At 51.7% G+C, this 26,616-nt stretch carries 25 protein-coding genes; 15 read left to right on the top strand and 10 right to left on the bottom strand.

Annotated elements, in window-relative coordinates; all coding sequences use genetic code 11:
* Positions 1-80 precede the first annotated feature (80 nt).
* The 6 genes from KDM89_RS17025 (at position 81) to KDM89_RS17000 (ending at position 4,910) form a co-directional block, all read left to right on the top strand.
* Entirely contained in the window at positions 81-530 is a 450-nt protein-coding gene (locus tag KDM89_RS17025; protein ID WP_230427933.1) for a cache domain-containing protein, read from the top strand.
* A gap of 215 nt (positions 531-745) precedes the next feature.
* The gene (locus KDM89_RS17020) at positions 746-1,231 is read left to right on the top strand and encodes a hypothetical protein (RefSeq protein WP_212689124.1); all 486 of its coding nucleotides are present in this window, start codon (positions 746-748) and stop codon (positions 1,229-1,231) included.
* Positions 1,231-2,364, top strand: coding sequence for a glutathionylspermidine synthase family protein (locus tag KDM89_RS17015; RefSeq protein WP_212689123.1), 1,134 nt, complete (start codon positions 1,231-1,233; stop codon positions 2,362-2,364). Before KDM89_RS17020 ends, KDM89_RS17015 begins: the two co-directional genes overlap by 1 nt.
* 10 nt (positions 2,365-2,374) lie before the next feature.
* Positions 2,375-2,782, top strand: a complete 408-nt coding sequence (locus KDM89_RS17010) for a DUF350 domain-containing protein (protein ID WP_212689122.1) — start codon at positions 2,375-2,377, stop codon at positions 2,780-2,782.
* Positions 2,783-2,937: 155 nt separating this feature from the next.
* Positions 2,938-4,161 (top strand): sensor histidine kinase, encoded by a 1,224-nt coding sequence (locus KDM89_RS17005; protein ID WP_212689121.1) that lies wholly within the window; start codon positions 2,938-2,940, stop codon positions 4,159-4,161.
* Positions 4,158-4,910, top strand: coding sequence for a LytR/AlgR family response regulator transcription factor (locus KDM89_RS17000; protein WP_212689120.1), 753 nt, complete (start codon positions 4,158-4,160; stop codon positions 4,908-4,910). Before KDM89_RS17005 ends, KDM89_RS17000 begins: the two co-directional genes overlap by 4 nt.
* On the opposite strand, the gene KDM89_RS16995 is transcribed toward KDM89_RS17000, so the two are convergent.
* From KDM89_RS16995 to prs, 5 genes are all read right to left on the bottom strand, one after another.
* Complete coding sequence (locus KDM89_RS16995) at positions 4,888-5,601, bottom strand: hypothetical protein (RefSeq protein WP_212689119.1); 714 nt, start codon at positions 5,599-5,601, stop codon at positions 4,888-4,890. The two genes, KDM89_RS17000 and KDM89_RS16995, sit on opposite strands and share 23 nt — an antisense overlap.
* A gap of 74 nt (positions 5,602-5,675) precedes the next feature.
* Positions 5,676-5,957, bottom strand: a complete 282-nt coding sequence (locus tag KDM89_RS16990; RefSeq protein WP_212689118.1) for a hypothetical protein — start codon at positions 5,955-5,957, stop codon at positions 5,676-5,678.
* Positions 5,947-6,927, bottom strand: a complete 981-nt coding sequence (locus KDM89_RS16985) for a type II secretion system F family protein (RefSeq protein WP_212689117.1) — start codon at positions 6,925-6,927, stop codon at positions 5,947-5,949. The genes KDM89_RS16990 and KDM89_RS16985 overlap by 11 nt, the downstream gene beginning before the upstream one ends.
* A 57-nt stretch (positions 6,928-6,984) precedes the next feature.
* The gene (locus KDM89_RS16980; RefSeq protein ID WP_212689116.1) at positions 6,985-8,685 is read right to left on the bottom strand and encodes a nicotinate phosphoribosyltransferase; all 1,701 of its coding nucleotides are present in this window, start codon (positions 8,683-8,685) and stop codon (positions 6,985-6,987) included.
* A gap of 63 nt (positions 8,686-8,748) precedes the next feature.
* Entirely contained in the window at positions 8,749-9,567 is an 819-nt protein-coding gene (prs, locus tag KDM89_RS16975) for a ribose-phosphate diphosphokinase (RefSeq protein ID WP_212689115.1), read from the bottom strand.
* Between the two features lie 114 nt (positions 9,568-9,681).
* On the opposite strand from prs, the gene KDM89_RS16970 reads away from it, so the two are divergent.
* Positions 9,682-10,380, top strand: coding sequence for an NUDIX hydrolase (locus KDM89_RS16970; protein ID WP_212689114.1), 699 nt, complete (start codon positions 9,682-9,684; stop codon positions 10,378-10,380).
* A gap of 169 nt (positions 10,381-10,549) precedes the next feature.
* On the opposite strand, the gene KDM89_RS16965 is transcribed toward KDM89_RS16970, so the two are convergent.
* The gene (locus KDM89_RS16965) at positions 10,550-12,028 is read right to left on the bottom strand and encodes a hypothetical protein (protein ID WP_212689113.1); all 1,479 of its coding nucleotides are present in this window, start codon (positions 12,026-12,028) and stop codon (positions 10,550-10,552) included.
* 318 nt (positions 12,029-12,346) lie between these two features.
* On the opposite strand from KDM89_RS16965, the gene KDM89_RS16960 reads away from it, so the two are divergent.
* The 8 genes from KDM89_RS16960 to KDM89_RS16925 all read left to right on the top strand — a co-directional run bounded on the left by KDM89_RS16960 (position 12,347) and on the right by KDM89_RS16925 (position 20,536).
* Positions 12,347-12,985: an NAD(P)H-dependent oxidoreductase gene (locus KDM89_RS16960; protein WP_212689112.1), complete on the top strand. Its 639-nt coding sequence runs from the start codon at positions 12,347-12,349 to the stop codon at positions 12,983-12,985.
* 194 nt (positions 12,986-13,179) lie between these two features.
* Positions 13,180-14,253 (top strand): hypothetical protein, encoded by a 1,074-nt coding sequence (locus KDM89_RS16955; protein WP_212689111.1) that lies wholly within the window; start codon positions 13,180-13,182, stop codon positions 14,251-14,253.
* Entirely contained in the window at positions 14,250-16,088 is a 1,839-nt protein-coding gene (locus tag KDM89_RS16950) for an AAA family ATPase (RefSeq protein ID WP_212689110.1), read from the top strand. Before KDM89_RS16955 ends, KDM89_RS16950 begins: the two co-directional genes overlap by 4 nt.
* Positions 16,085-16,738, top strand: coding sequence for a 4Fe-4S single cluster domain-containing protein (locus KDM89_RS16945; protein ID WP_212689109.1), 654 nt, complete (start codon positions 16,085-16,087; stop codon positions 16,736-16,738). Before KDM89_RS16950 ends, KDM89_RS16945 begins: the two co-directional genes overlap by 4 nt.
* A gap of 2 nt (positions 16,739-16,740) precedes the next feature.
* A complete protein-coding gene (locus KDM89_RS16940; protein ID WP_212689108.1) occupies positions 16,741-19,125 on the top strand; it encodes a serine/threonine-protein kinase in 2,385 nt (794 codons plus the stop codon).
* Between the two features lie 207 nt (positions 19,126-19,332).
* Positions 19,333-19,623: an HU family DNA-binding protein gene (locus KDM89_RS16935; protein WP_212689107.1), complete on the top strand. Its 291-nt coding sequence runs from the start codon at positions 19,333-19,335 to the stop codon at positions 19,621-19,623.
* 134 nt (positions 19,624-19,757) lie between these two features.
* Entirely contained in the window at positions 19,758-20,057 is a 300-nt protein-coding gene (locus tag KDM89_RS16930) for a YciI family protein (RefSeq protein ID WP_212689106.1), read from the top strand.
* The gene (locus KDM89_RS16925) at positions 20,054-20,536 is read left to right on the top strand and encodes a cupin domain-containing protein (protein WP_212689105.1); all 483 of its coding nucleotides are present in this window, start codon (positions 20,054-20,056) and stop codon (positions 20,534-20,536) included. The genes KDM89_RS16930 and KDM89_RS16925 overlap by 4 nt, the downstream gene beginning before the upstream one ends.
* A gap of 101 nt (positions 20,537-20,637) precedes the next feature.
* Here the strand turns inward: KDM89_RS16925 and KDM89_RS16920 are convergent, their stop codons facing one another.
* From KDM89_RS16920 to KDM89_RS16905, 4 genes are all read right to left on the bottom strand, one after another.
* The gene (locus tag KDM89_RS16920) at positions 20,638-21,852 is read right to left on the bottom strand and encodes a hypothetical protein (RefSeq protein ID WP_212689104.1); all 1,215 of its coding nucleotides are present in this window, start codon (positions 21,850-21,852) and stop codon (positions 20,638-20,640) included.
* A gap of 34 nt (positions 21,853-21,886) precedes the next feature.
* Positions 21,887-24,598: a DUF3857 domain-containing transglutaminase family protein gene (locus KDM89_RS16915; RefSeq protein WP_212689103.1), complete on the bottom strand. Its 2,712-nt coding sequence runs from the start codon at positions 24,596-24,598 to the stop codon at positions 21,887-21,889.
* Positions 24,599-24,970: 372 nt separating this feature from the next.
* Entirely contained in the window at positions 24,971-25,483 is a 513-nt protein-coding gene (locus KDM89_RS16910; protein WP_212689102.1) for a GNAT family N-acetyltransferase, read from the bottom strand.
* Between the two features lie 350 nt (positions 25,484-25,833).
* Entirely contained in the window at positions 25,834-26,577 is a 744-nt protein-coding gene (locus tag KDM89_RS16905) for an SDR family oxidoreductase (RefSeq protein ID WP_212689101.1), read from the bottom strand.
* Positions 26,578-26,616 lie beyond the last annotated feature (39 nt).

Genomic DNA, 26,616 nt, shown 5'->3' with positions numbered 1-26,616 from the left:
GAACTTATTCTTTTTTAATCTATTAAGGTTTCCTATACTGAAATCTCAGCTGATATACCGAAAACCTTCCGGAGGACATAATGAAAAAACTGCTGGTACTGGCTGTCTCATTAAGTTTCATGCAAATTTCCATCGCGGAGGAACTCCGTGCCACAAAATCCGATGCCGAAGCAATGGTCAAAAAAGGGGTTGGTGCATTGAAGTCCGGAGATAAAGAAAAGGTGTACTCAGATATTTCCGCTAAAAATGGCCCCTACACTTCCCGTGACCTGTATCTGGTTGTTTATCGTATGGATGGCACAGTGCTGGCGCATGGCGCCAATACGAAAATGGTTGGAAAGAATCTGATCGATTTAAAAGATATTGATGGGAAGGCGTTTGTTAAAGAACGGGTGGAACTCGCGGGAAAAAATCCTCATTTTTGGCAGAAGTATAAGTTTGTTAATCCGGAGACTAAAAAAATCGAACCTAAACAAATGTACTGCGAACGCTTAGAGGAAACGATTGTCTGTGGTGGTATTTACGATTAACAAACGCCCCATCCTCTACAACTACTTAAGTGGTGCTTATCTGTATCTCGGCGAAGCACCACTTATTTCAGACACTAAATACAGTTTCTCAAGTGCCTGTTCCGCTAAAAATATGTCTGTTTTTAGCACACAACGGTAATTCTTCTGTCCTTCCAACGTAGTCTTAATCGCAACACGAGCCTACAATCCGGCTATTCTTTCAACGGAGAACACTCGTGTCTCAAACAACTCAGCGCCGTCGCAGAGTCAGTGCGGCGTTACCTCTCATGCTTGCAGGCAGCACTCTGCTCGCTGCCTGCAGCTCTGATACGCCTTCGGGCAATATGTCTGACAGTACGCCGGAAACACTGCATGCAATACGGGATGAATACACGTCACTGGAAGATTGCCAGAAAGACTGGGGCGACAAAGCTTGTGAAACGCCGGTTCAGAGTCAGATTTCCGGGAGCCTAGATCAGAGCGCTTCGACAACCGCACAGTCACTGAACAGTAGTCACTCCACCTATGTCGGCCACAGCGGCTACTGGGGGCCCTACTACGTTGCAGGCGGGCGTGAACGTGCCCAGGCAGATTTCGGGGTTCGTCACGCAGAACCCAGCCGCGCTGTTGCTCAGCGTAGCAGCGTTGTCCGTTCCGGCTCTGTTTCCGGCGTCAGCCGTGGCGGTTTCGGCGGATCTGCTCACGGCTCAGGAGGCGGTTAATGGAGCGCATACAACTGAAACCGCGTCAGGGCTGGCAGCAACAGTTTGAGCAGCTCGGGTTCACCTATCATTCGATTGATGACTTGTACTGGGACGAACGCTACGCCTATCGCTTCACATCAGAACAGATCGATCATCTGGAAAGTGTGACTGAAGAATTACATCAGATGGCATTGCAGGCGGTCGGGCAAGTCGTACGCGAAGGTAGCTACGAGAAATTTGCCATTCCCGACCCATTCCGGAAAAAAATTGAAGACAGCTGGCTGGCTGGCGAGTTTTCGCTGTATGGCCGCTTTGATCTGAGCTGGAACGGTAGCGGTGAACCTAAATTACTGGAATATAACGCTGATACACCAACCGGACTGGTCGAGTCCAGCGTGGCGCAGTGGTACTGGCTGCAGGATGTGTTTCCGCAGCACGATCAGTTCAATTCCCTGCATGAAAAACTGATCGCACAATGGCAAAAACTGTCCGACGGAAAAGCTGTGCATTTTGCCGGCATCAGTGCCAGTGAGGAAGACTGGGGCAACCTCAGCTATTTACGCGACACTGCGATGCAGGCTGGCATCCGCACAGAACAGCTGGATATGGCAGACATCGGACTTGATGCCGCTTCATCGACCTTTGTTGACCAGAGCGATCAGCCAATTCAGCGTTTATTCAAGCTGTATCCGTGGGAATGGCTTTGCCGGGAGTCTTTTGGTTCCGCCCTGCTGGCAACTGAAATGCAGGTTATAGAACCCGCCTGGAAAATGCTTTTATCGAATAAAGCTATTCTGCCGCTGCTGTGGGAGATGTTCCCGAATCACCCGAATTTGCTTGCAGCAAGTTTCGATCAGTGGCGTATCAGCGGTGATTATGTGAAAAAGCCGTTGTACTCCCGTGAGGGCGACAATATTGTGCTGTATCAGGGCAGTCAGGTATTACGAACCGAAGGCCAGTACGGGGCGGAGGGTTACGTGTATCAGTCGCTTGCACCATTACCGTTCTATGATGACGGCGTCACCCCGGCTTTTGCCTGTATCGGCTCCTGGGTAGTCGGAGATCAGGCGGCGGGTATTGGCATTCGTGAAGATGCAACCCTGATTACCAAAGACACCAGCCGGTTTATTCCCCACTTTTTTACCGAATGAGACTGTATCTATGATCGCCTCTTCCTTCATCCACGGTTTTCCGCCCTTCCTGAGCCATTTCGCTGCGGCCGCAGTGCTGGTATTTTTGTTTATCGTGATTTATGTCCGTATCACACCGTATCGCGAAATTGCACTGATTCGCGAAGGAAATACCGCAGCCGCCATCAGCCTTTCCGGCGCTTTACTGGGCTATACCGTTGCGCTGGCGTCCGCTATTGCGAACAGTGTCGGGTTTGCGGATATGGTGCTGTGGGGTGGTATCGCTCTGGCTGTGCAGTTGCTGGCTTATCTGATTACACGGATGCTGTTGCCCGATCTGATCAGCGATATCCCGCAAAACCGGACTGCCAGCGGCGTATTTCTGGCGGCACTCAGTCTGGCGATGGGGCTGATCAATGCAGCCTGTATGACTTACTGATCCCCCACTCTGTACAAACAACGCGGATGTCTGTAACAGGACATCCGCTTTTTCGTCTCCGGTACCCGTGGTTTCGTGGTTTATCCCGTTCCGGATGAATTCAGTCAGTGGAAATGCAAAACTGCCTCCATCAATCAACCAGACGGAGATCCATCATGTTGCAACAGCTCACGAATCGCTACAAAACCTGGGATGCAGAAATCATGGCGGACTTACGCGCGATGAGTGAAGGCAAACCTGCCGCCGGGCGGTCCACATTTTTGCGATGCAGCCTGAAAAAGCTCAGCCATATAGAACTATTGCAGATTTATCACTTTTGCCAGAAATGGCGCGGCAGATTGCTGTGGACACGCCTTTTACAAATGACAGGCTTATTCCTGATAATGGGGTTGGCACTGTATTTGTATAAACCCGGGAAGACGCTTACCGGTGCACTGGTGATAGGTCAAATATTAGGCTGGTCCGTTTCTTTTGCTGCATTCAGTATCTGGTTTAACTATCGCCAATTGGTTACCAGACCCTTCCGGATAATTGCGATGGGTACTGGCGGAATGGCGTTTGGTGTACTGGTCGCGAATATTAGTTTTTCCCTCTCTAGCGGGCGACCTGTTTTACAAACATTACAGAATGACTGGGCGGGGCTGACACAGCTCTGTCTCGTGGTTGGTGCAGTCTACGCGTTATTACTTGGTGGTATCGCTGTCATCCGGAATCAGAGCTACGAAATGATGAATGCGCAGCTCAGCTTTGATGCCGAACGCGAACGCCATGCAAGACAGCAAACCGAAACCGAATTGCGTTTGCTGCGCGCACAAATCGAACCGCATTTTCTGTTTAATACGCTGGGCGCAGTGCAGCAACTGGCATTGCGAGATGGTCAGCGGGCGGCTGAACTGACCGGTAATCTGATCACATTCTTACGCGCCAGTCTCAGTGAAATACGTGCTGATCAGGTCACGCTGCAGGAAGAATGTGAACTGATCCGCGCTTATTTGCATGTGATGCAAGTCAGGATGGGTACACGACTGCAGTTTGCTATCGATTTACCGGTCCGGTTTCAGGCGGTGCGTATTCCGTCGATGCTGATTCTGACCATGGTTGAGAATGCCATTAAACACGGTATTGAACCCTCAGTGAACCCTGGCCAGATTCAAATCCGGGTTGCTTCAGATGCTGGCAACATCTGCATCCTGACGGAAGACAATGGCGTCGGTTTGTCGGAAGTGCAGACAGGCGGAACCGGTTTGCAGAACTCGCGTGAGCGGCTTCAGCTGATGTTTGGGAATGCAGCAGAACTGGCGATTTACGAGCGTGCAGAAGGCGGTGTTTGTGCTGCCGTCACTATCCCTGATACCACCACGACAGGACAATCAACATGACCACAAAAATTCTGATCGCTGAAGATGAACCATTGATGCTGGAGCGTTTGCAGGAATTGTTAACGCGTTTATGGCCACAGGGCAGTATTGTTGCGATTGCTGAAAACGGCCCGGATGCCTGGGATGCATTTCTGGAGCATGAACCTACCGTGGTTTTTCTCGATATCCGTATGCCGGGTATGAGCGGGCTGGACGTCGCACGGAAAATCGGACGTCAGGCACACATTGTTTTTATCACCGCTTATGACCAGTACGCCGTAGAAGCCTTTGAAACCGGATCGGTCGATTATCTGCTCAAGCCGGTAGAAGAACAGCGACTGGCGCTGGCGATTGAACGCCTGAAAGATAAACTGAATGCTGCGCCGCCAGACTTGCATCTGCTGCTGCGCAGCCTGCAAAGCACCGCAAAACCATCGACGCCGCTTGCACCGATGAAATGGATTAAGGCAACGGTCGGCAAGCAAATCCGGCTGATCAATGTCGCCGACGTTTTATTTTTTCAGTCCGATACGAAATATACCCGCGTGGTAATGGCAGACAGCGAAGCCCTGATCCGTACGCCGATCAAAGATTTGCTCAGCACGCTGGACGGTGAACAGTTCTGGCAAATTCACCGCTCGTATCTGGTTAATGTCAGCCAGATTGCTGCGGCAGAAAGAGTGGATGCAGAGCGGATGCAATTAATCCTGAAAGACCATAGCGAAAAATTGCCGGTGAGTCGCAACTTTACGCATTTATTCCGTGAATAGGTGACAGCTGCAGGTAGCGGTCTGCCTCGTGCAACAGACTGGTTTCATCCAGTACAGAAGCCAGTTCGTAGCCATCTTCGCGTAATTCACGCAGTACCTGCTGCAACTCGGAAACCGGTAATTGCAGTGGCGCCATAGAGCGGGCAAGCGCAGGATAGATATGTCGTCGCAGATACTGTTGTCTTGCCCAGCGCCTTAATCCGGTAGTGATCAGCAAAGCAGAGCCCGCCATGATACCTGCCAGCGTCCACGTCAGCGGTTCTGCATGTGCTTCGGCTACCGCATATACGGCTCCTGCAAACAAAAGGCCGATGCTGGCTTGCCAGCACAACGCCAGCCGCGCACGCGTACCGCTCTCGTGACGCTCCCACTTATACGACAACGCCACCAGTGCGGATGCCATCAGGAAATGCCTTTCTTCAGCCATAAGCTGCATCGGCTCGGTGCGCGCTTTCTGACTCAGCGCGAGCACCTGAGCGAAACGCTGATGGTAGTCAGGATGTGTCTCACGGATCAGTTGATCCAGTGGTAAGCGTTCCGCAGTGAAATGCGGATAATGGTGTTCTTCCAGCCAGTACGGTGTCTGACATTGTTCGCAACGCAGTTCGAAGCCCAGCAAACGGCCATCGGTGAAATTGACGTAATTGATATGAAACGCCGATCCCATACGGATCAGCTTATGCGCGGTCATCTCACGGCACACCGGACACCATTCCGCAATGTAACCCCTGCCCCGCCTTGTTTGTTTATATCCCCAGACTGTCGTCAATTCAGGCTCCTGCATACAGAAACTAGCATGTCATCAATGTAGCGCGAAGCCTCATTGTCCGCACATATTTTGCCCTGCCACCTGATTTTCATCAGAGCTAAGGCAGGCAAAATGCCGGATTTACTCTGACAGATATGTTTTTTACCGGAATTCCTGTCAAATGCGGTGTTCAGCACAATGATCTGGCGGTCGTCGGCAGAAAGTCCGGGGGAGAGAAAATTTGAAATGCTGATTTCAGCACAATTCAAAGCAACTGCAGAGGAAAATTTACCCGACATCCGGTAAGCGCTGATGAAAACCCGAGCCGCCGATTAACTGGAATATCACCCAGCCAGCCACCAGTGCATACACAACGCGCGGCAACCAGTCAGCCAGCCGGCGCTGCGCATCGCTGAGGGCAGTTTGTTCCGCATTGGCGACCCGTTGTAAATGCTCCGCCAGCCGTCCGGCGGATTCGCCGGAGTGCACCATACCGATGATCAAATGATCTGCGCCGAACAAAGCCGACGCTTTCAGTGCTGATGCAAGACTCTGTCCTTTTTGCAAAACCTGCAGTACAGGCGCTAAAGCTTGCTGTAAGACGCCGTTATTCACCACATTGACCGCCATCGGAAATGCCTCGAATAAAGGTACACCGGCTTCCTCCAGCATCGCCAGCGCAGACCAGAAATCAGCAAGGCAACGTCTGCGGTGCAAACCACCGATCACCGGCAGCGACAAAATCAGGCGATCCCATACCATCCGTTCTGGCGCAGGTTTGCTGCGTTCGAAGCGTTGCCATAACCAGCGCCCACCCAACACCAGCGCCGCCACGCCGCCTGTCACCGAGAAGAAATGTGTGAAATAAGCGGCAGCAGTCATCGCACCTGTATACAGCTGCGGAATCGGCGGGATCAGCAAGGCGGCAACAGCCAGCAATGTGGGAGAAGTCAACCGCGAACGAATCTGGCGCCACTCTGTATCCCGCTGCGTGTAGTAATCACCCAGCTTTTTCAGCACGCCAGTCGGATCACCGCTGCCCTCCCCCGCACCGATCAGCGCAGCTTCCAATGGCGTCAGCACCCCCGCTTTGCGCCCCGCCTTCGCAATACTCTCCCCCCGCGCTAACGCCCGCTTCACCTGCGCCAGCTTAGGATCAACTTGCCGGTTGAGCCGGATCATACCCCAGGCCTGTACCGGTGCAATTCCGGCACCGGACAGCGTTGCCAGTTGAGTAAAGAGTTGGGCGCGCAGCCAGAAAGACAGCATATGCATTCGCTTATATTTTTTAAGTGAATAATCAGTTTAATCGAAAGCGCTACTGACTTATACGCAATCCCAGCCTGCAACGAGTTTGTTGTCTGCTTTCCACGACGCCTGCAAACGCTGGCGAATTTCTGCAATGGTCTGGGTTTTGAGCAGTTTGCCATCGCGGAAAACGGGTTCCAGTACGCCACCGGCGAATTGCTGTTCGCTTTGCTGTTCGTACAGCACATAGTGGTCGTTTTCGTATTCCACGCGGATCAAGCCACGGGCGGATTTTTTGGTGCCGTCGTCTGTGGCGGGGTCTTTATAAATTTCAACTGCGGTATCACCGACCTCAGCGTAAATCGCCTTCATGGCGAAACCAAATGTGTCGCGTGTGTTCATGCCGTAGACAAAGCTGCCGATACCAAACACCACGTTACCGGAAGCGAATCCTTTGGCTTCGAGGCGCAGCATGATGTCGCGGGCGCGCTCCAGTGTGATCGAATCGCCGTAAATCAGGCCGACATGACTGTCCAGCAAGCGGTAGCCTTTGGCTGTCATGGTGCCGCCGAAGGTTTCCCACAAACATTCCACTGCGCCTTTACGTTCGGCATCGCTGATTTGCTGACCGGCTTTCAGTGTGTATGAACCATCAGCATTACGCACAGGCACACCGCCGCTGCTTTCCAGTTCACTGGCGTCATAACCAGTCAGAATACGAACCGGATCACCGGAATCAGGACGAAATACGACTTTGGCATTCCCCAGCGCATCTGGCTGGCGTTGCATGATGTCTTCACGCAGCGCAGGTGCAATCACTGTGATCACATTCCAGAAATCGAAAGTGTCACTGACCAGCGAAACCATACCGGACGGATAATCCTGCGTCACAAAGCGACGTATCACTTCACATTCTGCAATGCGGCGCAGGTTTTTCTCATCGGTGTCGCGATAGGCTTCCTGAGCACGTAACTGCTGTAAGGTCAGCAAAATACGCAGTGCCATCACGCTGTGTTCCGATGCCGGAATCGAGCCGCCGAGTAATTCCTGATCAGCATTCCCGCCGTAGTAATCTTCCAGATAATCCAGTGCCGGAATGGTGTCTGTTCCCCAGAAAGATAACAAGTGTGCGGCACCGCAGCGCATGGCGGAATGCACACCGCTCATACCGCGCATCGAGAAATCATGCCCTTGCCAGTTCACGAATTCGGTATCCGTTCCGGTGCGCTCTGCAAAGTGCAGCAACAGCTTTCTGAATTCAAACGCCAGCGTGGCGACGGTAGCCGGCTTCCACATTTCGCAACTGAACAGGGTTTCGATATACGTCGCTATCCACGGAAAATCCGGATGCGTATTCATGAATATCACAGGCGGCACTTTCATATCCACCCTTGCACCTTCCGGAACCGAGCGAATTTCCAGCGGCAGATAACCCAATCCGTGTAAGGCTTCCAGCCTGCTCACTGGTACTGCACCGGCGCCTAAGGCGGTATCCATGCGGCGGCGGTATTTGCTGACTGCCTGTTCCACTGGCAAATCAAAAAATTCACGTTGAAATAAATCAATTAAGAATTCCTGAATGAAACCCTGCAAACCAAACCACACAACTTTGTGATCAAACAATTGCGGCAATACCGGCGCATGTTTAGCCGAGCGCGGCGTAAAGTTAGCGACCAAGCGCGTGGTTTCTGCCGGATACATTGCCGGATGCCCGGTTTTATAAAAATCTGCGAGATGAAACGGCTGTAATCCGTTGGCTGTATTGTTTTTCGTGTTCATTTTATTCTCCTGTGTACTGCACTGAGCTTCATCACATCCGTCACATTCATTTGCACTGGATACTTACACAACTTCACAACGTGTGTCATCTGTCCAGCGATGGCGGGTAAAAATACGCTGATATTCTTCCAGTAACTGATCTGCACCTTTGCTGAAAATACCGTGCGTCACATACAGATACAGCGGTTGCCGGATATTTTGCGCAGCCTGTGCCTGCCGGATAGCCGTAGCCAGCGCGAGGAAGGTACCGCCGCCATCGCAAATATCATCGACGATCAGTAAGGGCCGATCCGGCAATTCATCCGGAATACGGGCGCCACTCAAGTGGCCGCTGAGGGTATCACGGGATTTTTCTGCGCACACAAAAGCGCAATCCAGCGTTTTGGCGAGTGCCGCAACCCGTTTCCGCGCACCGGCATCCGGTGCGACCAGCGTAACCGGCCCTGTTTCTGCAATGATTTTCTGTAAGGCAGGCAACGGTGAATCGACCACCACACGGTTCAGTAAAGCCGGCGTAACATCGCTGTGCGGGTCCTGAATGCGTACCAGATCGTAATGCTGCGCATTGATCAGATCACAAAATACTCGGATGCTGAGAGCTTCGCCCGGATTGGCTACCCTGTCCTGCCTTGCATACGGCACATAGGGCATATTCAGATGCAATCTGGCTGCAGGAGCAACGCGGCGCAGCGCATCGGTCAGCATCAGTAATTGCATCACCTGATCCGCACTCTGCAACAGCGCATGGATTTCAAATGCATCGCAAGTAGCTGCCAGCTCCGGCGTTTCGAGACGCACATGCCATTCGCCACCCGGAAAGAGCAGCATCTGCACTTGCAGTTGAACCGCACCCTGATTGTTTTTTCCCTCAACAGATAACATTGCAGCCTCTTAGTTGAATTATTCGACGAAGTGAATCTTAGTACAGTTAATTGAAAAACTCAACTAAGTAGGCGACAATCGGTTGTTTTTGGTTGCCGCGCTTATATTTGCCCTATGTCCCTTTCCCATACCGCCCCTGCTGTCAGCGTCGATATCGTTCTGCTGACCTTAAAAGACCAGTGTCTGCATGTGGCTCTGCATCAACGGTCTCAGGAACCGTTTTCCGGCGTGCTGGCCTTACCCGGCGGCTATATTCATACCGATGAAGATGCGGATCTGGAAGCCACTGCAACGCGCGTATTACAGCAAAAAACCGGCCTGACACCCCGCTATCTGGAGCAACTGAAGAGCTTTGCCGGGCCGCAACGCGATCCGCGCGGCTGGTCGGTGGCGATTTCTTATGTGGCCTTGATTCCGCTGACCGCACTGGAGCAGTCCGGCAACGGCATCTTTCATTTCTTTCCGGTCGATGATTTGCCGGAGCTGGCATTTGACCATGCGGAGCAAATTCAGAGCGCAGTGCAACGGGTTCGCAATAAATCCAGCTACTCCACCCTGCCCTGCTGGCTGTTGCCGGAAGCCTTTACCCTGACTGAACTGCAACGGACTTATGAGCAGATTTTTGGCGAAACACTGAGCCGGGGCACCTTCAGGTCACGTCTGGGCATCAAAGTCAGCGATGTCGCACCGGGTGAAGCGGCAGATGACGCGCAGTTGCTGATCGCTACCGATGCGATGAAAGGCGGCGCGCAACGGCCAGCGCGCTTGTTTAAGGTCAATCAGCTGGGCTTATTCCGCCGCGCCTGGTGGTAACGCAAACCAGCTCAAGCACAGAATGATTGTGCAGAGTCCGTCATCAGGACATTTGCAAAGTCCGGACTTTCTGCCGACGACAAGGCAATCGCTATGCAGAACACCGCATTTGAGGCAAAAAAGGCCGGAAAACCGGCCTTTTTGAGATGTATTGCTATGTCCGTGCTGATTAACGGCTGGCAACGCCGATCGGTACGGTCAGTGTTACGTCGAATATATTCGAGTTGAACTCACCTTTCAGCGATTTCACACGACCAACGCCCAGTTTCAGACGCGCTTTGGAATTGAAGTCATAGCCAGCATAAGCCACGCCTTGCACAATCGCGCCGCCTTTGGAGCTGATGCCGCCGCCACCCGCTGCACCGGACAACACTTCTGCTGTGGCGAAGAAGCTGTTCGGACGGATATCCGTTTTCACGCCCAGACCCGCCAGACCAACTGAGAAACCACCGGCATTACCATCATAAGCACTGTGAGCCTGTGCGCTGAAATAGGTGTTCGGTGTGATATCGCGGTCGATTTTGAAACCAACCAGTTTCACGCCTTCTTCGCTGCCGCTGTAACGTTTCGCTTTCGGGTAATAAGCGCCGGAGAAACCCCATTCCATGCCGCGCACGGTACGGGCCTCGCCGCGTTCGCGGTGGGTATCCAGTTCCACACCCAGTTGCACGGTAGCGAATTTTGCTTTGAACTGACCGTCAGGGAAACGCAGCATGCCGCCTTCCAGCGCAACGAAAACGTCTTTGGTCAGTGGGGCACTCGCGTACACAGCGACTTTACCCAGACTACCACCGCCAACGGTCAGCTTACCGCCGCCACCCAGACCCAGCGCCGCACGCGCACCGACTTTCACATCACCGAACACTGGTGTTTCTGCGCCGACTGTACCCAGCACTTCCGCATAGCCATCAGCACCACCTTTGGCCGCTGCACCGGCTTCAATACCCCAGTACACTTGCTCGGAAATAAAACGGTCACTGCGGAAGCCCGCGTAACCAATTTTGCCGGTATACGGCACGCCGCCCAGATCTTTGACGCCGCTGGCTGGCTTGTACGCACCTGCAGTCACCGCAATACGGTCAAAACCCATACCGCCGCGATCATCAATATTCAGCATTTTGCCGATAGAAGAAACCGGGCTGTAGCGGAAATTGGTATCGAGAGACATCACCAGACCGACCTGATTACTTTTGATAAAGCCATTCGGGAAACGCACTTGCGATACGCTGACACCGGCTGTGCCACCATCAAATTTGTACAGCAAATCCAAGTGCGGACGCACCATCAGACCGCCACCAACCATCGCAACACCACCGCCGCCGCCGCCAACATACAAACCAGCCTGCGCCAGCACTTTAGGCATCACTTCGTAACGACCGGACAATTCCGCACCACCGGTAAAGAAACCGCCACGCTTACCCGTCACTGCACCGTACACAGCCGGGCCAAACTGAATGTTCTTGTTAATGTTGATCAGATAATTTCCACCGAGCATACCCATGCCTTCATTACCCGGCAGCGTAATACGCTCTGCTGTAAAACGAATTTCGGAATCCGCTTTCTGCACATCCGCAGTGGTATTAGGTTCGTCAGCACAGGCGTACGCAGATGCCAGCAAGGCGCTGGCCAGAAGAGAAAGTTTTTTCATGGTCGTTAAGAGTAAAGCTGCAACGCAGCCTTCAGTACAGGAAAGGTAAAAACGCTTGCAGCGGTTTCCCGCTGGATTTCCGGCATTGTAACAATACACAGTCTGCGTCCGGTATTTTCTTCTGATGTAATGCCGTTTTTTGTGGCTCATCGTCCGGGAGCCAGAGGGAAATCGCAGAAAAATATGAATTCGCTATCAAATTAGACCGGTCGTCTGCAAACTTTTCAAAACCCTGTTATGCTTCATCTGCCTGAGTGAAATCCGCATATATGCGGTCAGACAAACCTCTCCCGACTGACTTGTTTTGAAAGAAGAGCTATGAGCGATCTGATTCAAAAATTGCAATGGCGTTACGCCACCAAAAAAATGGACCCGTCTAAAGTGGTTCCGCAAGAAAAAGTAGACCGTATTCTGGAAGCGATTCGCCTGACCGCTACTTCCAGCGGCCTGCAACAGTACGAAGTACTGGTCGTGACCAATAAAGAACTGCGCGAAAAAATCAAACCTGTTGCCTGGAATCAGGGTCAGATCACCGATGGTTCTCACCTGCTGGTATTCGCAGCATGGGACAACTACACCGAAGAACGCATCAACATGATGTTTGATCTGGTGAATGATGAGCGTGGTTTCCGCAACGAAGGCTGGGAAAACTACCGCAACATGTTGCTGAACACTTACCCGAAACGTGATGCTGAAACCAATTATCAGCACGCTGCACGTCAGGCTTATATTGGTCTGGGCACTGCACTGATCGCAGCTGCGGAAGAGCAAGTTGATTCCACGCCAATGGAAGGCTTCGATCCGGATGCAGTGGATCAGATTCTGGGCTTGCGTGAAAAAGGTTTGCGCAGCGTTATTCTGTTGCCACTGGGCTACCGTGAAGCAGAAAACGACTGGCTGGTGAACCTGAAAAAAGTCCGCCGCAGCAAAGAAAACTTCATTACCGAAATCAAGTAATCCCTGATTTCATGCGGTGATCGCATCACGCTTTCACCGTTGACAGCGCCGGACTCCCCATCCAGCCGGCGCTGGCATTACCTCCGGCCATGTTTACCCGCGCCGCGACAAAGCATTTCCTGACAGACAGATGGGTATCTGCCCCTGAATTCACGTGTTATATTTCTGCACACAGAAAATTTCCGTGAGACATCATGAGCGGACCAACCACAGCTTTATTTCTCTCGTCTGACCCTTTAAGCATTCTCTTGAGTGCCGCACTGATCCGCGCACAAGCCTCGATTGTCAATGCACATTTGCTGGCAGAGCGCTTGCGTGATGAAAATACTGAGCGGCTCGAAGCGCATATTGCAGAAATCAATGACGAATCCAAGTCATTCCAGCAACAGTTAAAACAGGCTGTTCAGCAGGCTGAAGAAGAATTTTCCGGTTTGCTGGCGCTGGCTGAACAAATTGGCTGCGCCGGACAAATTCTCGCTGTTCGTCCTGCCAGCCCTGCGGATAGCAGCGATGAGGTACTCACCGCTTACGTTGAAGCTTTGCAGGCAATCAACGCGCAATGCAAACCTGTTCTGTCAGCAGAAGCAGCCCGTCGCGCAGATCAGTTGCATGAAGGTACGGATACCACGCTCTCCAAAACTGCCGCCGAACAAATTCCGCGCCGCATCGCAGACCGCTTGTTACGCCGGATTGCCGATTTAGGTGAAGTTCCCGAGCCGCTGAAGCTGCTGGCGCAGGATCTCAGCCTCGCCTTGCCCGGCCCGCATGCGGACATGCTGGCCACGGAATTGCGCTTGCAAGTGCAAAAACTGCTGGATGCGGAATTGCAGCGTCAGGTACAGGAAGCACAGGCGCTGATTATCGAACAAAGCCTCAAAGATCTCGGCTATCAGGTTGAGGAAATCCGCGAAACCCTGTTTGTGGAAGGCGGCGTCGTTCATTTCCGTCGCAGCGACTGGGGTGCATACATGGTTCGCCTGCGTATCGATACTAAACAGGGAACTGCCAACTTCAATGTCATTCGCGCGGTGGCCGAAGGAGAAAATGAACGCAGTGTGGCAGATCATATTGCTGAAGACCGCTGGTGCAGCGAATTTCCTGCTTTACTCAAAGCACTGGAAGCACGCGGCCTGTCCTTACAGGTTACGCGCCGTCTGGAAGCCGGCGAATTACCGGTGCAATTAGTACTGGCATCGAAACTGCCGCAATTCCATGAAGAAGAACAACGTTCGCAACAGCAACAACTTCGTCAACGTCCATTGCAATGACATCTACATCACCACGCTGGCTACAGGATGTACAACGCCTGTTGCCGATACGCTCCCAGTTTGTCCTGTCCGGTAACATCCGCGACAGCTTTATTTCGCCGGTCGGTACCGGTAACGCACTGGTTCCGCTGACCCGTTGTTTGTGGGAATCCGTCCGTCAGCAAGGCTTTCAGTTTTTGCTGATTTTTGATCCGGCCGATGGCTTGCGTGTTTATCCGGACGAGCCTGCCGCACGCGATCTGGCCACTCGCCTGTTTGATTTAAAGCTGTGCGACGGATTGCAAATGATCAGTCTGGAAAGCCTCAGCAAACTGATGCGTAAGCTCAGTCAGGAAAGAGAAGCACGCTGTGCGCTGGTGGTGGACTTTGCATCCCGGCTGGCACGACAGCATGAGCAACTGACCGAGGCAGAACACCGCTTTTTTGTGGCAGCCGAAAAAATCTCGCTGCAGGCAAGTCCGCTGGTGCCGCAAAACACCGTCGGCAAGCCAGTCTACAACCCGGTGATCTGGCTGCTGAATCGTGCGCAGGACTTACCGTCGTGGTTTACGCTCGACAGTGAACGGGTCGCATCCGTCGTCATCGCCCGGCCTGACTTTGAAACACGGCGTGCCGCAGCCGGTTTGCTTGCACCTTTATTCAATGGATTCGCGTCTGCCACACCTGCTGCACGTGAACAATTCTTACGAAGTTTTACTGAAGGCACGGAAGGCATGAGTCTGACCGCGCTGTCTGACATTACAGAACTGGCTGATCGCCAGCAACTGGACGTCACTACAATCGACGATGCAGTGCGCTGCTACAAGGTTGGCGCGCTGGATAATCCGTGGCGCAAAGATTATCTGCGCGACAAAATCCGCTCCGCACAAGGCTTTATCGAAGAACGCGTCAAAGGCCAGAAGCCCGCTGTCGTCAAAACACTGGATATTCTGAAGCGCTCCGCGATGGGACTCACCGGAGCGCATGCGCGCTCAGGCGCAAACCGGCCACGCGGTGTTTTGTTTTTTGCAGGTCCGACCGGTGTCGGTAAAACTGAGCTGGCAAAAACCCTGACACAACTGGTGTTTGGTGACGAACGTGCTTATCTGCGTTTTGATATGAGCGAATTCGCCGAAGAACACACCAGCGCACGGTTACTTGGTGCGCCACCGGGTTATGTCGGTTTTGATGCCGGCGGCGAACTTACCAATGCAGTGCGCCAGAAGCCTTTTTCTGTGGTGCTGTTCGACGAAATTGAAAAAGCACATCCGCGCATTCTGGATAAATTCCTGCAAATACTGGAAGACGGGCGTCTGACCGACGGACGTGGTGATACCGCCTACTTCTCAGAAACCATTCTGGTATTTACCTCTAATCTCGGCATTTTTACCGAAGATCAGTACGGCCATCGTCAGCAAAATGTGCAACCCGGTGATCCGTATGAAACGGTAGAAACCAAAGTCCGCAATGCGATCAGCGATTATTTTAAATTCCGCCTGTCCCGCCCGGAATTGCTGAACCGTATCGGTGACAATATTGTCGTGTTTAACTTTATTCAGGCGGAAGTTGCCACCCAGATTTTTGATGGCATGCTGCGCAATGTCGCCCGCAGGCTGCATGAAGAATTGCGGCTGCAATTATCAATGCCACAAACGGTGCGCGATGAACTCTTACTGCGCTGTACCCGTGACCTGAGCAATGGTGGCCGTGGCATCGGTAACGCACTCGAATCCTGCCTGATCAACCCTTTATCCCGTGCATTGTTTGAAACCGATCTGGAAAACAAACAAAAGCTGATCATTACCGGCATTCAGGAGCAGGATAAAGTTATTTCGCTGAGCGTTCAGGCGACATGAAAATTTCTGTTAATAAAGCCCATTACCCGGTCACGGTGCTGGGGCCCGGCAAGCGCATCGGTATCTGGCTGCAGGGCTGCCGCATTCACTGCAAAGGCTGCGTTTCTCAGGATACCTGGGCCAGCGAGCCGGGTCACGACATGACAGTCGCACGACTGATGAGCTGGTGCAGGCAAGTCGCTAAAGACGGTGTCGATGGGATCACCATTTCCGGCGGCGAGCCGTTCGATCAGCCAGCCGCGCTCAGTGCTTTGCTGGACGCTATCCATTTCTGGCGTCAGGAAAGTGGTCTGGAGCTAGATATTTTGTGCTACAGCGGATATCCGCTGGCAAGTTTGCAGAAAAAACATAGCAAAATACTGACAAAAATCGATGCGCTGATACCTGAGCCCTATATCGATGCGCAGCCACCGGAGCTGGCATGGCGGGGATCGGCAAATCAACCGCTGGTTTTACAGACAGCACTGGCACAAAAAAAATACGCAGACTGGCAGAATCTGCCATTAACGCAACAGGAAAAACGCATACAAACCATGACCGACGGCAAACACATCTGGTACATTGGTATTCCGGCGCGCGGTGATATGCAATCGCTGGAAACACTGGCGGAATCACGCGGCGTGCGTTTTGAACAGGTCAGCTGGAGATAAGTTTGACTCAGGATTACATTCGCGTTTGTCCGGGCTGTTTAACCGAAAACAGCCACGACACCTTACGTTGTCAGTGCGGCATGCTGCTGACCAGCGTCGATCTGAGCTTACGGAGCGAGCAACCGGGCCAGAACAACAAATCTGATGATATTCCGGCACGCTCTCCGGCAGACAAGCAAGCTGCTTCTTCCCAGCTCTGCCCGCATGAAGACTGCGCACAACCAAATCCGCCCGATGCCGAATTGTGCCTGTACTGCAATCGCCCGCTCGCCGCACCAGTTCGTGAGGAACCGCGCAGCGATACTGCAATACATGCAGGATTATGGAATCTGCCACCTGAACTGAAAGAGCGGTATTCACTGATCGCTCCGCTACCTGCATCCGGCGGTGAAGCCGACTTGCTATTGTTACGCGGAACAGATCACCAGCGCTATGTACTGAAGCTTTACCGTCACGGCAATCATCTGAAATCCGGTATTACCGAACGCCTCGCAAAAGTACCGGTGGAACATCGCGTGCATGTTCTGGAAACCGGAACTCTGTCCGGCCGCCAGTATGAGCTGATGGAATATTGCGAGCAGGGATCGCTGCGTCAGTATTTACAACAGGAAAAACCAGATGTAATGCAGCTTCGGGCGATTTTGCTGGAGCTCGACAGCGCTGTCAGCAGCGTTCATCAGGCGGGTTTATTACATCGCGACCTGAAACCGGAAAACATTCTGATCCGTACAAAAGAACCACTGGATCTGATTCTGACGGATTTTGGTATTGCATCAGCACTGGATGCAACACAAAAACTGACCGGTACGGCGCGAACTCTGCATTATGCAGCACCGGAAACCTTATCCGGTGTCATCAGCGCAAAGGCTGATTACTGGGCGCTGGGCATGATACTGCTCGAAGCAATCACAGGCAGGCATCCGTTTAATCAGTTTTCTGAAGCTGTTATTCTGCACCAGCTCGCAACACGTGAAATTGATCTGAACAATGTGGCAGATAAGGGATGGAAAAAACTGCTGCGTGGCTTGTTATTACGAGATCCTGCGAAGCGCTGGGCATCGGCTGAAATTCTGCGCTGGCTGGCAAATGACCCCACTTTACCGGAACCGGTCGAAACCCAGTCAACAGCTGGTTTCCGCGAACCGTTTCATATCGGCGCAGATATTTGCCACACCAAAGAACAACTGGGCGTTGCACTGGCCCGCAACTGGGCACTGGCCAGTAACGACCTTGCGAATGGTTTATTGCTGCAATGGTTCCGTGATGTGCAAAAGGACCAGAATGCCGTGCGCTTATTGCTGGATAACCGTCATGACCGGCATTTATCTGTCGATGTTCAGCTATTGCAACTGATCTTATATTTATCTCCGGGTTTGCCGCCCGTATGGCGCGGCGAATCTGTAGAACTGTCAGCAGTTTTACTGAATGCAAACCGCTCGCTGAAAGGTGAAAAGGATGCAAGCGTATGGCTGCACGCGCTGTATCATCACAAAGTGCTGGATATGTATGCGCAGCAAGGTGATACACACTCTGCAGATCTGGCCGGTCGCTGGTACCGGAGCGCTGACGAATATCTGCAGACATGGCACAGCTTCCGCGAGAAAATTCATACGCGCATTCGCAGCATGTCCGCGGGCTATGTCAACGTCGATAAACTGATGTTCAGCGATAACATGCAGGTGGGGCCGAACTTACTGGATGTACATGCCAAATTACTGGCGTGCGCCTATGACGCACGCTGGGCGGATCGCTTACGTAAAAGGCTGCAGGCCAGCTACGCAGGCCTTGCTGCCTACTGCCCGTGGCTACAGGAGATCGCAGATCTGACGACGATGTCCTCAGCGGGATTACTGGTCATGGATGCGCTGATCCCGGATGCGGAAAAAGCTGTCGAGCAACAAAAACAGGCCGAAGCATGGCAGGCACAGGAAGCAACGATCGGCCTGGGAGATATTTCGGAACGTTACTACGGTACGGTAATGGCACTTAAATCTGCTGCTAATGCCACCTTATTTTTTGCGGAAGCGGATGCAACTCTGCACCGTGAGCTCGAGACATTATTTGCGCTGCTGACAGAAATCCGCGAAGCACCACATCAGTCTGCGGAGTGGCTGAATCTGAAAAAACACGCCGCGAAAACTGAGCGGGTACTGTTGCGAATGGCGCCTGTCGCCAGCAATATTTCTGAGCGGATGACCGAAAATGCCGGCTGGCTGGGTGCACAGGCACTGATCGCGGGGATGATGATTGCGCTGGTGGTGCCTATGCTGTTTAACCGAAACCTGCTGCCTTTTGTTTTGCTGACTTTGCTCTGCATCGTGATCTGGCGCCTGCTACCGGTGTATCTTCGCATGCGTCAGTTGCGGGAACTTGCTGCTTTGCTTTAAGTCTTAATAGTGGATGTACCGGGTTTTCTGCACAGCATCATTCAGCTTCAACTGCACTGTATTGCGTAAGGAATGCAACAAACTGGTCTTATGATCGGCCATCTGTAAAAAATCCACATCAGAACGCATTTTTTCACGACACAATACTTGCACTCGCTGCAGAACTCGCTATACACTCAGTAAAACTGCTTTTTTCTGGAGAAAAACATGAGCAAATCCCTGTTAGTAGAAACGATTGTTGCGGAACATGGTCTGACTAAAGTAGCTGCGAATGAAATCGTGGGTACAATCCTGGATACGATTGTTTCCACTGTTAAAAAAGAAGGCAAAATCGCGCTGCCAAACATCGGTACTTTCCAGGTCGCAAAACGTCCTGCACGCAAAGGCCGTAATCCTTCTACTGGCGAAGCGATCAAAATCCCTGCAAAGAATACTGTACGTTTTAAAGCATCGACTGTTATCAAAGAAGCCGTTGCAAAAACTAAAGTAGCGAAGTAATCGCTGCTCTGTAAAAGCCCCTGAGTTTCAGGGGCTTTTTTCATTTCAGGCCTGCATCAACAAAGACTTTCCTGCTTCAGGCAAACTTACTGAAAGGTGTCTGATACAACTTACTCTCCTGAACAGGTATACCTTTGCATTACTTTCTGATTCTGGTGAATTACATCCGTCCGCTGAGTGAGGTTGACAGCCATTTGCAGGCTCACCGCGACTTCCTGAAAACACATTACGATGCGGGGCATTTTCTGATGTCCGGCGCACGACATCCGCGTGATGGCGGCGTTATTCTGGCGCAGGCTCCGGATGTTGATACTGTCGCGCAATGGATGAAACACGACCCCTTTTCCGTTGCCAGTGTTGCTGAATATCAGATCATTCAGTGGCAGGCATCCATGTCAGCCGCCGGCTGGCCCTTACCTGAGCAAGCTGTATGAACGAGAAAAAAGACATCCCTGTCGCCATCAACAGCGCAACAATCCCCGCACGTACCGTTAAATCCTTATATCCGGCACAGTTTGCTGCGCAAATGGAAGGCAGAACCAAGCATGTACTCGGTGATGTATTCGGACTGAAGAATTTCGGCGTTAACCTGACACGGCTCGTACCGGGTGGCATCTCTGCATTACGCCACGCACACAGCCAGCAGGATGAGTTCATCTATGTCATCAGCGGATGCGGCGTATTAATCACGGATGAAGGCGAGACAGTCATCAGCACGGGGATGTGTGCAGGCTTTCCTGCCGGAACAGGTAATGCCCACCAAATCCGTAATACCGGCACGATGGAACTGATTTTTCTGGAAGTCGGTGATCGCAGCGCGGGTGATGAAGTCACTTATCCGGATGATGATCTGATGGCTCAGTTTGTCAGCGGAGGCTGGCAATTTACCCGCAAAGATGGCTCTTCTTACTGACAAGTCCATCGTACCTGCAAAAAATGTCTCAAAAAAAACGGGTGCAAAGCACCCGTTTCAAATTCAGTGAATCAGATACATCCAACCCAACCGGGATGTATTTAGCTGCCACTGCGAATATTTTGGATTGCTTGCTCGCGACGTTTACGCTCTCTTTCGTCTAGCGCCTTGATAACTTCGCGGGCATTCAGCAATTCCGTACGATGCTCGCGGAATTGTTTGAGATCTTTTTCGTCGCTAAACACCAGATTGTCATTTTCCAGCGTCAATTTCCCTTTTGCTGCCTGACAGGTCAGCAGAATCCTCCGGATTGCCGCGTAATAAGCTGCTTCTGCCTCACTGTATTCGAGCGCAGTTGTGACCATGCGGCTCGCAGCCGAATCCGTTACCTTGATCCGGTTACGCCGTTCGGCAGCCGTCATGACTTGCTCACCGTCAATCGAAAAGAATGATTCCAGTAATTTATCGTATTGTGCTGCAGTAGCTACACGCATCTCTTCGATTTCGGCAATTGTGATCAGGTTTTTCTCCAGCGTCACTGGTTCTGTCACCGCACTTTGTTTCAGCATATCGTCTATGACTTTTCCGGCATTCAGCTTCGCTGAAAATGCGCGGTCGTTTTCATCACGCTTCAGAATAAACTGATAGATCAACTGATTCTCGGAGTCTGTCTTGATATGACCAGTACGGGATGGGGGCTGAATTCGCGGCACTTCAGCCAACTTGCCATCTTCAAATGCATTCAGATTCTCGAGATATTCCAGAAAAAATTTTCTTGCCTCCTGCATGCGCTGCTTCTGTTTTTCACGCAAAAAGCCAGCAACAGCGTTGCCCATTTCCGGCAAACCCTGGCGCATAGCATTTTCCATACTTTTATATGGCAGCCCGCGTCGTACCTCCAGTAAAGCGAGTTTTTCTTTCTGTCCCAGTTTGTCGAATTCCGCCTGAGCGTTTCCATACATCGAATACTGATCAAATTTAGCGGACAACTTGCCGGACGGCGTTCCCAGCTGCTCCGTATATTTTTTTGCGTACTTTGCAGACCAGTATTTCCCGATAGTATCGGTAGCCAACTTATCTAATATCTCGTTTGTCAGCGGAGCGACAATGAAATCGATATCCATTTTTCCATCGATCGCTTCCCTTTGCTGAAGATCTTTCCGCAATTGTTTCCTGAGAAAATTCCGGTAATCAAGCGCATCCAGTGCAACGCGAATCTCACTTTGCGGCGCAGGATCACTGACAACATCCGCCATGACCGGACTACTCATCAGTGCAGCACACAGGCTGAGGGACAGAATAAATTTTTTCTTCATAATTTTTCTCATGTCTTCTTATTCGTATAATTTTTTAAAAAGCCTTATCAAAAGACAATAACGGATAAATTATCTGAGATGATTGTGATTTCTCACGTGCTTTCTTCAGATAGACCACAGAACGGATTTTGTTATTTTTTGCGGCGTAGAATTGTCCGAGATAAAAATAGGCTTCTGCGACATCAGGGTTCATTGCTTCGCCAGCATCTGCATGCAAGGCTTGCAGGACTGCTTCGTCTCCGGCTTTTCCGCTGATCGTATCCAGTACTGCACTGCGCCAGTCTTTATTTTTATCGGCAAATAAAATTTCCGGCAATTTGCCGTTGATCCGTAACTGACAAAGCAATTGCAGAATCATCGCCGCCTTGGTAGTGGCAGGCTCTTTCCCCTGTGCAATCACATTACGTGCTGCTTCCTGCGCTGGTCCCCATTTTTTTTGCTGAAAGCGCGATAGTGCCAGTAACAGCCAAAGCTGATCTTCATCTTCCGTCTTCGTCAGCGACGACAGCAACTCTTCAGATTTTTTGAAATTCCCGGCGTAGTACAACGCCTGCGCTTTATTCGACAATACTTTTTTATCTTCGGTTGCCACTGCATCCAGCTTTGCCAGTATGCCCGCCAGTTGCGACGTATCGCGGCTTTGCGCAATCAGCAGCGCCTTTTCTGCCAGCAATGCCGGATTGTTTTCATCATCTTTTAAACGGTTTTCCAGCGATAAACGTTTTACGGCGTTCTGATCCTGTGCCTGCTGCGCTGCGTTTTCAGGTTTGGACACAATCGCTTCGCTGGCATCGGTATAGCGAATTTCCAGCGTATTCTCCATGTAACGTCCAACCCGCTTAACTTCATCAAGAAAGTCCGGGACCTGCATTTCCGGCACAATATCTTTAGTCAGGTTCAGATTCAGTTTGGCACTCAGGTCCCGGTTATTAAAATCCAGCTTTTCAGAAAACTGAAAAGCTGTGGACTGAATCGTTGTCACACCTGGTTTGTAGCGCCCGTTGAAACCCTCTGGTAACTGCACTTTGAATTCATAATCAATACGGACCGGCGAATTTGGTACTGCCAGCGGATAACGCCGGCGCGGGGTTTCCGGCACCCAGAAACGTTCACGGAAATTGGAAGCGTAATACGTGACATTCCAGCCGTTATCGGTTTTTTTAAACATGTCCGGTGCCATAAAACCAAGCCGCACCGTCACCGCGTTATCATTCTGATCGTCATCCAGTTTAAAATCCTGCAGATATTCGACCTGCGGATAGCGCTTCTGAATGGCGGAGACGTATGCTTTTACCAGTTCATCCCGCGATTGCTGCGAAGCGTAATAACGCAGCATTTCTGCTTCAAGGCCCGTGTAGCGTTGCTCCACACGCAATTCTGCGGGACGCTTCCACTCTTTAACGATCAGCGTCTCTTTGCGGCTGTTCGCGGAAAAATCGTGCTCCGGAGTGACTTTACTTAAGGCATCAGTATCCGGACTGACAACCAGAATCTGCGAACCGGCGTGAGCCTGCCCCATTTTGTCGAGTTTGCCGTATTGCTGAGCACGTGTTGCATCCAGTTGATAAAGTTTCCCGTTAACACGTACCTGTATGATGGCGTGATCAAACAGCGATGGTGATGGTAATAAGCGATCGAGTCCGCGCCGCTGATATGTTGCAATCAGTACCGGCTGGGTTTTGACGCCAAGACGATTCAGTATCGTTGTCAGCAACAGCGCTTTATCTTTGCAATCGCCGTATCGCTGCTTTAACACGGTTTCCGGCGCAGTCGGACGGTGCGAATTTTCGCCGATCGACATGGATAAATAACGGATTTCCCTCTGCACATAGGCCAGCGCAGCCTGAACTTTCTCTTCATCACCGGGTAATGCCGACCATTCGGCAACCAGTTTATTCAGCCTCTCTCCGCTATCCGGTGCCTGAAACAGCGAATTCGCCCATACGGCAACATCGCGCCAGTTACGATACTGGCTGAATTGCAGCCAGCGGTACTGATCGTATTCCGACGGTGTAAATTGCTCTGAGTGAACTGCCCGCAAATTCTTCGCCGAAAAATGCAGCGTTGTACGCTGCCCCTGTTTTTCTTCACGCTGATTGAACTCACGCGAACCTGGTCCGATGATTTTGAAATACACCGGATCGCGTGCATCATATTGCACACTGACATGCCGGCTTAACACCGGAATACTGGAATCCCAGATAGCAGACGCGGAAAATCTGCCATTGAATACCGGATTTTCTCCGCTGATGGTGTACAGGACTTCCAGCGAATCCCCTACCCGCAAGTCATCGACAAACACCGCAGCAGTCGCCGAACCGGTCAGAATGCCGGAATGCAGATTATTTTCCTGCTGCAATAAGCGCAAATTCGCACTCAGTGTTTTATCCAGCACCTGATCACCGCGCAGAATACGGATCGTGTGAATTGCCAGCTTCTGATATTCCGGCATGTAGCGTAATTCCATCTGCGCCACACCTGCCAGTGAATTAGCCTGATTTACTTCAATCACGCGACGGTAAAAGGTTCCCGCGTCCGCACCGGTCTGAAACTGGGTATCGGTCAGACGCATCACCACCGGTTGCTTATCGGTACTGGGTGGCGCTACAGCCTCTGGTTCTGTTACCCAGCGCGGTATCGCCACACCGCGCTGTAAGGTCGCAGCCAGATCGGCCTGACTGAGGCGCTGACTGCTCACTGCATCCTGTGCGAATACTGTGACCTGCATCAGACTGGTACTCAGCATGCCCGCGAAGAGCAGCGAGCGGACAGCAGACGAAAAACGAAATGATGTAACGTTGCCAGGGACTTTTGTCACTGCGGGATGGCGATGTATTGGCATGAGGCTTGTTCTGTATGCCTGCAATGGCAGGCCGGGTCCGGAACGGAATGGCGACTAAAACGTCTCTCATCACCAACGCATCTCGCGGCGATTGATGAAATGCGTTCTGCGCAACAAAAGATGACGGGGCTTTTGCTGCAACCATTACGCTGCAAAAGCCTGCAATTTTATCATTGGATATTAATTTTTCTTTTGATGCAGCGCTCGGTTTCTGCATAAAAACGACGATTGCTGCAAAACGACTGTGCAATCTGCAAAACAGGAAGCCCCGTGAAATCAGGAATTCAGGCAGGAATCTGACAAGGATTTTTCCATCCAGACTGAACTGATACGCTGGCCATGTTTAACAGCGTATTCATCGAACACGCCGATACGGCGAAAACCGAATTTTTCGTGTAAGCCGACCGAGGCATCATTCGGCAAAGCAATGCCGACCACCGCACGGTGCAGATGCTGATCCTGCAAAGCATCGAACAGCGTTTGATACAAGGCGCTGCCTGTCCCGCTACGCCCCGCATTGGCGGCAACATAGATACTGGTTTCTATCGTTTGCCGGAATGCAGGATGCTGGCGGTAAGCCTGGCTGCTGCAATACCCGACAATCTGATCATTGATGACGGCGACATAGCAGCGGTACGGGCCATCACCAAACTGCGTAAACCACTGAGCCATCTGGCGCAGCGTCAGGTGTTGTTCATCAAAAGTTGCGAAGGAGTGATCGATATACCAGTTGCGTAATGCCATCAGCGCGGGTAAATCGTTTTGGTCAGCAGGGCGAATCAACATCATGAAAGCAGATAAGATCGTCAGAAACTCCCGTCAGCAACGGGCCTTAGCACGATTCTTCGATGGAAAAGTGGCGGATCGTATTATCAGATGAATTGCTTGCGCCATGCTGACAAAGCCATCTGGCGCGGTGACCACAAGGCCGGAAACGTATTTCATTCAGACGCATGCGGATAAAATTATTCGCAAAGCACAAAGTAAGACGTACAAAGCAGGTGCTGCAAACACAAACAGCGTATATCACAAAGGATATACGCTGTGCCTGTGACTGAAAAATCTGAAGGCGGTGCTGACAGCCGCGCAGTCATGCGAACTGAAACACACTTCACCGCAGATTTTATAACTTCAGATCATCAGAATTCCTGCGCAGTCGGACGCAGCACGATTTCATTAATCGCGACATCGGCAGGTTGTTCGATCGCATACGCAATTGCACGTGCGACGGAATCCGCAGGAATCGCTTGTTGGTAGAAGCCGATGACCGCTTCGCGGCTGGCCTGATCGCCGGAACCGTATTTCAGTTCGCTGTCGACCGCACCCGGTTCGATACTGGTAACGCGCACTTTACCGGCCATTTCCTGACGCAGACCATCCGAAATGGCGCGCACGGCGAACTTGGTACCGGAATACACAGAACCACCCGGTGCAAACACTTTAATACCGGCAACAGAAGAAACATTGATCATATGGCCACCGCCCTGTTGTTCAAAGTGCGGCAATGCAGCGGCTACGCCGTACAGCACGCCTTTGATGTTGATGTCGATCATGCGGTCCCATTCATCGGTGCGCAGCTGGCTCATTGGCGCAATCGCCATCAGGCCCGCATTATTAATCATCACATCTATACGGCCGAACTGCTCAATCGCAGTTTGCACCAGCGCTTTGACTTCTGCTTCGCGGGTGACATCGACAGCAGCAAACGCGGATTCACCACCCGCAGCGCGGATTTCTTCGGCGATGCTGGCCAGTTTGTCAGTGCGACGCGCACCCAGTACTACTTTCGCGCCGAGCTTTGCCAGATGACGCGCTGTACTTTCACCGATACCGCTGCTGGCACCGGTAATCACAACCACTTTGCCCTGAATACCTTGTTGCATGTTCTGCTCCTATTGATGTTGGTATGCGGTGAGTTCCGC

The organism is Cognatundibacterium luofuense (genome assembly GCF_018139685.1).
Taxonomy (GTDB): domain Bacteria; phylum Pseudomonadota; class Gammaproteobacteria; order Burkholderiales; family Burkholderiaceae_D; genus Undibacterium; species Undibacterium luofuense.
The sequence above is the reverse complement of the archived record's forward strand: the minus strand, read 5'-3'. Positions and strand labels throughout refer to the sequence as shown.

Coding starts and splice junctions, on each gene's coding strand:
- KDM89_RS17025 (WP_230427933.1), top strand. CDS start 81: ATGAAAAAACTGCTGGTACTGGCTGTCTCATTAAGTTTCATGCAAATT.
- KDM89_RS17015 (WP_212689123.1), top strand. CDS start 1,231: ATGGAGCGCATACAACTGAAACCGCGTCAGGGCTGGCAGCAACAGTTT.
- KDM89_RS17010 (WP_212689122.1), top strand. CDS start 2,375: ATGATCGCCTCTTCCTTCATCCACGGTTTTCCGCCCTTCCTGAGCCAT.
- KDM89_RS17005 (WP_212689121.1), top strand. CDS start 2,938: ATGTTGCAACAGCTCACGAATCGCTACAAAACCTGGGATGCAGAAATC.
- KDM89_RS17000 (WP_212689120.1), top strand. CDS start 4,158: ATGACCACAAAAATTCTGATCGCTGAAGATGAACCATTGATGCTGGAG.
- KDM89_RS16995 (WP_212689119.1), bottom strand. CDS start 5,601: ATGACCGCGCATAAGCTGATCCGTATGGGATCGGCGTTTCATATCAAT.
- KDM89_RS16990 (WP_212689118.1), bottom strand. CDS start 5,957: ATGTCGGGTAAATTTTCCTCTGCAGTTGCTTTGAATTGTGCTGAAATC.
- KDM89_RS16985 (WP_212689117.1), bottom strand. CDS start 6,927: ATGCTGTCTTTCTGGCTGCGCGCCCAACTCTTTACTCAACTGGCAACG.
- KDM89_RS16980 (WP_212689116.1), bottom strand. CDS start 8,685: ATGAACACGAAAAACAATACAGCCAACGGATTACAGCCGTTTCATCTC.
- prs (WP_212689115.1), bottom strand. CDS start 9,567: ATGTTATCTGTTGAGGGAAAAAACAATCAGGGTGCGGTTCAACTGCAA.
- KDM89_RS16970 (WP_212689114.1), top strand. CDS start 9,682: ATGTCCCTTTCCCATACCGCCCCTGCTGTCAGCGTCGATATCGTTCTG.
- KDM89_RS16965 (WP_212689113.1), bottom strand. CDS start 12,028: ATGAAAAAACTTTCTCTTCTGGCCAGCGCCTTGCTGGCATCTGCGTAC.
- KDM89_RS16960 (WP_212689112.1), top strand. CDS start 12,347: ATGAGCGATCTGATTCAAAAATTGCAATGGCGTTACGCCACCAAAAAA.
- KDM89_RS16955 (WP_212689111.1), top strand. CDS start 13,180: ATGAGCGGACCAACCACAGCTTTATTTCTCTCGTCTGACCCTTTAAGC.
- KDM89_RS16950 (WP_212689110.1), top strand. CDS start 14,250: ATGACATCTACATCACCACGCTGGCTACAGGATGTACAACGCCTGTTG.
- KDM89_RS16945 (WP_212689109.1), top strand. CDS start 16,085: ATGAAAATTTCTGTTAATAAAGCCCATTACCCGGTCACGGTGCTGGGG.
- KDM89_RS16935 (WP_212689107.1), top strand. CDS start 19,333: ATGAGCAAATCCCTGTTAGTAGAAACGATTGTTGCGGAACATGGTCTG.
- KDM89_RS16925 (WP_212689105.1), top strand. CDS start 20,054: ATGAACGAGAAAAAAGACATCCCTGTCGCCATCAACAGCGCAACAATC.
- KDM89_RS16920 (WP_212689104.1), bottom strand. CDS start 21,852: ATGAAGAAAAAATTTATTCTGTCCCTCAGCCTGTGTGCTGCACTGATG.
- KDM89_RS16915 (WP_212689103.1), bottom strand. CDS start 24,598: ATGCTGAGTACCAGTCTGATGCAGGTCACAGTATTCGCACAGGATGCA.
- KDM89_RS16910 (WP_212689102.1), bottom strand. CDS start 25,483: ATGATGTTGATTCGCCCTGCTGACCAAAACGATTTACCCGCGCTGATG.
- KDM89_RS16905 (WP_212689101.1), bottom strand. CDS start 26,577: ATGCAACAAGGTATTCAGGGCAAAGTGGTTGTGATTACCGGTGCCAGC.